This window comes from Streptomyces sp. NPDC059456 (assembly GCF_042750055.1).
GTDB lineage: Bacteria > Actinomycetota > Actinomycetes > Streptomycetales > Streptomycetaceae > Streptomyces.
This window is the reverse complement of record NZ_JBHYVA010000686.1, coordinates 1-4,489: the sequence shown is the minus strand read 5'-3', so window position 1 is coordinate 4,489 and position 4,489 is coordinate 1. Positions and strand designations below refer to the sequence as shown.

4 protein-coding genes are annotated in these 4,489 nt (G+C 70.3%); 3 read left to right on the top strand and 1 reads right to left on the bottom strand.

What is annotated here, in order from left to right:
• Positions 1 to 833 (bottom strand): YncE family protein (locus ACFXA3_RS36415; protein ID WP_385194407.1); only part of this gene is annotated, 833 nt, incomplete at its 3' end.
• 336 nt (positions 834 to 1,169) lie between these two features.
• On the opposite strand from ACFXA3_RS36415, the gene kdpF reads away from it, so the two are divergent.
• From kdpF to kdpB, 3 genes are all read left to right on the top strand, one after another.
• Positions 1,170 to 1,259, top strand: coding sequence for a K(+)-transporting ATPase subunit F (gene kdpF, locus ACFXA3_RS36410; protein ID WP_385194404.1), 90 nt, complete (start codon positions 1,170 to 1,172; stop codon positions 1,257 to 1,259).
• The gene (gene kdpA, locus ACFXA3_RS36405) at positions 1,259 to 2,923 is read left to right on the top strand and encodes a potassium-transporting ATPase subunit KdpA (RefSeq protein ID WP_385194401.1); all 1,665 of its coding nucleotides are present in this window, start codon (positions 1,259 to 1,261) and stop codon (positions 2,921 to 2,923) included. Before kdpF ends, kdpA begins: the two co-directional genes overlap by 1 nt.
• Positions 2,923 to 4,489: potassium-transporting ATPase subunit KdpB (gene kdpB, locus ACFXA3_RS36400; protein WP_385194399.1), on the top strand; the 1,567-nt coding region annotated here is incomplete at its 3' end. The genes kdpA and kdpB, both read left to right, overlap by 1 nt.

Here is a 4,489-nt window from a genome sequence, read left to right as displayed (position 1 = left end):
ACGATCAAAGACACCGTGCCCGAGCCTTGGTTGGCCGCGTAGACGCGCCCGCCGTCGGGGCTGACGGCCACCCCGGCGGGGTCGTCGCCGACGGCGGTGGTGGACGTGATGGTGAGGGACGTCGTGTCGATCGCCACCACGGTGCCGGAGTCCGTGTCGACGTCGGTGACCGTGACGTAGGCCAGGTCACCGGACGGGCTGACCGCCACGTCGACCGGCTGGTTGCCGACGCCGACGTCCACGCTGGTCACCGTGGGCGGGGTCGTGGTGGTGTCGACCACCGAGACGTCGTGCGAGGCGCTGTTGGTGACGTAGGCGCGGGTGCCGGACGGGTTGAAGGCGACTTGGACGGGGGTGTCACCGACGGGGATGGTTCCCGTGACGGCGTGCGTGGCCGTGTCGATCACGTCCAGCTCGTCCGCGTTCGCGACGTAGACCTGGGTACCGGCCGGGTTGACCGCCAGCCCGAAGGGATTTCCTCCGACGTCGACGGTGGTGGTGATCGCGTTGTCGGACGTGCCGAGCACCGAGACGCTTCCCGAGAGGAAGTTGGTGATGTACGCCTCGGTGCCGTCGGGCGTGACCGCGACGCCGTAGGGGTTGACGCCCACGGGAATCCTGGCGGTGATCTGTTGAGCGGCCGTGTCGATCACCAGGACGTTGCCGGGCGTGGAGGCGTTCGTCACCTCGGTGACGAAGGCGTACGTTCCGGCGGCGGCAGCCGCGGGGGTCGCGAGAACGAGTGGCAGGGCCGGGAGGCAGAGCGAGGCGGCCAGCGCCAGGCGGCTCCACACCGGCCGCGCGGGAGCGCTTGCGCGGAGGAGAAACGACACGACACCAACCCCGGCAGTAGGGACGGATCACCGGGTACGGATCGTATGCCGCGGGTCCCGCCCGGTCGTGGATTCCCTCGCGGCCCGAACGGGTGATCAAGAGAGGCGGGAATCCGGCTCCAGTGCCTCCATTCGATGCATGTCCGCCGGCGCCCGTGCGGGGTGCGCAGGGGCGGGCCCCACGAGGCGGCACACTCCCCCGGGAAGTCCACTGCGCCGACCGAGACGCTCATGAATCAGCGGGGGTTCGACCCATATGGCGGATCTGGTGTTCATCGCCCTCACGTTCGTGGTGTTCGGGCTGCTCCTGCTCGCGGTCCGGGGGGTCGAACGACTGTGAGTGCGGAGAACGTCGTCGGGCTCGTCGTCGCGGTGGCGATGGTGTGCTACCTGCTGGCCTGCCTGCTCTTCCCGGAGCGCTTCTGATGAGCGACACCCTCGCGGGCTGGTTGCAGATCCTCGCCCTCGTGGCCGTGCTCGCCCTCTCCTTCCGCCCGCTGGGCGACTACCTGGCCGCCTGCCTGAGCGGCTCCCGCCACCTGTACGCGGAGCGGCTCGTCTACCGGGCCGCCGGAGTGCAGCCGGAGTCCGATCAGACCTGGCCGGTGTACCTGCGCAGCGTGCTGGCGTTCTCGCTGGTGTCGATGGTGTTCCTGTACGCGTTCCTGCGTCTGCAGAACCACCTCCCGCTCTCGCTCGGCATGGCGCCGGTCACGCCCGACCAGTCCTTCGACACCGCCGCCTCCTTCGTGACCAACACGAACTGGCAGTCGTACGCGGGCGAGAAGACCATGGGCCACCTGGTGCAGATGGCGGGCCTGGCCGTGCAGAACTTCCTGTCGGCCGCCGTCGGCATCGCCGTGCTCGTCGGCCTCGTCCGGGGGTTCACGCGCGAACGGAGCGAGCGCATCGGCAATTTCTGGGTGGACCTGACCCGGATCGTGCTGCGGGTCCTGCTGCCCGTCGCCTTCGTCTTCGCGATCGTCCTGGTGGCCGACGGGGTCGTCCAGAACCTGCACGGCGTGCGCACCGTCGCCACCATCGCGGGGCAGACCCAGGGCATCACGGGCGGCCCCGTCGCTTCGCAGGAGGCGATCAAGCAGCTGGGGACCAACGGTGGCGGTTTCTACAACGCCAATTCCGCGCACCCCTTCGAGAATCCCACCGGCCTGACCAATCTGATCGAGACCTACCTCATGCTGGTCATCGCGGTCGCGATGCCGCGCATGTTCGCCACCCTGATCGGCGACCGACGGCAGGGCTACGCGATCCTCGCCGTGATGGCCCTGCTCTGGACGGTCTCGGTGGCCGTGGTCACCGCCAACGAGCTGCACGGCGTCAGCAGTACGGCGGGCCACGCGGCCGGCGGCATGATGGAGGGCAAGGAGCAGCGGTTCGGCATCTGGGCCTCCGCGCTGTTCGCCGTCTCCACCACGCTGACCTCCTGTGGTGCCACCGACTCCGCCCACGATTCGTACACGCCCGGCGGCGGCGGGTTGCTGATCTTCAACATGATGCTGGGCGAGATCGCCCCCGGCGGTACCGGGTCCGGCCTGTACGGAATGCTGATCCTCGCCGTGGTCACGGTGTTCGTGGCCGGGCTCATGGTCGGCCGCACCCCCGAGTACCTGGGCAAGAAGCTCGGCAGCCGCGAGATCAAGTTCGCCTCCCTGTACATCCTCACCACTCCCGTCGTCGCACTGGCCGGTGCCGGACTGGCGATGGCGCTTCCGGGAGAGCGGGCGGCCATGACCAACCCCGGCCCGCACGGCTTCTCGGAGGTGCTGTACGCCTTCGCCTCGGCCGCGAACAACAACGGCTCGGCCTTCGCCGGGCTGCAGTCCGACACCGTCTGGTACAACACCGTGCTCGGGCTGGTCATGCTCCTCGGCAGGTTCCTGCCGATCGTGTTCGTCCTCGCACTCGCCGGATCCCTCGCGTCCCAGCGCAGGCTGCCCGTGACCGCGGGCACGCTGCCCACCCACGGCGTGCAGTTCGTCGGTCTGCTGACGGGCGTGGTCCTCATCGTCGTCGGCCTCACCTACTTCCCGGCGCTCGCGCTGGGCCCCCTCGCGGAAGGTCTGCACTGATGTCCGCCACGGCAGGCCCGCCGCCCCCTTCGGCGGCCCGGATCGCCGGCGGTCTGCTCGACCCCCGGCAGCTGCTGCTCGCCCTGCCCGGCGCCGTCCGCAAACTCGATCCGCGGGCCATGGTGCACAACCCGGTGATGTTCGTGGTCGAGGTCGGGGCCGCACTGACCACGCTCTCGGCCGTCCGGCATCCGAGCGTGTTCGCGTGGGTGATCACCGTGTGGCTGTGGCTGACCACCCTCTTCGCCAACCTTTCCGAGGCGGTGGCGGAGGGGCGCGGGAAGGCGCAGGCGGACACCCTGCGCCGGTCCCGTACCGAGACCCCGGCGCGCCGGCTGGTGGACTGGCGGCCGCACGCGACCGGAACCGCCGAGGAGGAGGTGCCCTCCGCGCGACTGCGGCCGGGTGACCACGTCGCGGTCGAGGCGGGGCAGGTCATCCCCGGGGACGGCGATGTGGTCGAGGGCGTGGCCTCGGTGGACGAGTCGGCGATCACCGGCGAATCGGCCCCCGTGATCCGCGAGTCGGGCGGTGACCGCTCCGCCGTCACCGGCGGGACGAAGGTGCTGTCCGACCGTATCGTCGTCAAGATCACCTCGAAGCCCGGTGAGACGTTCATCGACCGGATGATCGGCCTCGTGGAGGGCGCGGCGCGGCAGAAGACGCCGAACGAGATCGCGCTGAACATCCTGCTGGCGTCGTTGACCATCGTCTTCCTGGTCGCCGTCGTCACGCTCCAGCCCTTCGCGATCTTCGCGGGGGCCGAGCAGACGATCGTCATCCTCGTCGCCCTCGTCGTCGCCCTGATCCCCACGACGATCGGCGGCCTGCTCTCCGCGATCGGCATCTCCGGCATGGACCGGCTCGTCCAGCGCAACGTGCTCGCGATGTCCGGGCGGGCCGTCGAGGCCGCGGGCGATGTCGGCACCCTGCTGCTGGACAAGACGGGCACCATCACCTTCGGCAACCGCCAGGCCTCGGACTTCCTCCCGGCGGCGGGTGTGGGTGCGCAGGAACTCGCCGATGCCGCCCAGCTGTCCTCCCTCGCCGACGAAACGCCGGAGGGCCGTTCCATCGTCGTCCTGGCGAAGCAGCGGCACGAGCTGCGCGCCCGCGGGGAGGGCGAACTGGCCCGGGCCCGGTTCGTTCCGTTCACGGCGCAGACCAGGATGTCCGGGGTCGACCTGGACGGCCGCCGCATCCGCAAGGGCGCGGCCGGGGCGGTCATCGCCTGGGTGGGCGAGGCCGGGGGCACGGTCTCCGACGACGTGCACTCCACCGTCGAGCGGATCGCGCAGAGCGGGGGCACTCCGCTCGTGGTGGCCGCCGACGGGACGGACGGAGTGCGCGTGCTCGGAGTCGTCCACCTCAAGGACGTCGTCAAGAACGGCATCCGGGAGCGGTTCGACGCCCTGCGCGCGATGGGGATCCGGACGGTGATGATCACGGGTGACAACCCGCAGACGGCGCGGGCGATCGCCGAGGAGGCGGGTGTCGACGATTTCCTCGCCGAGGCCACGCCCGAGGACAAGATGGCCCTCATCAAGCGGGAGCAGGCCGGCGGCA

What these genes read in the sequence shown, in the direction of transcription:
- kdpA (WP_385194401.1), top strand. Translation starts at nt 1,259, where the DNA reads ATGAGCGACACCCTCGCGGGCTGGTTGCAGATCCTCGCCCTCGTGGCC.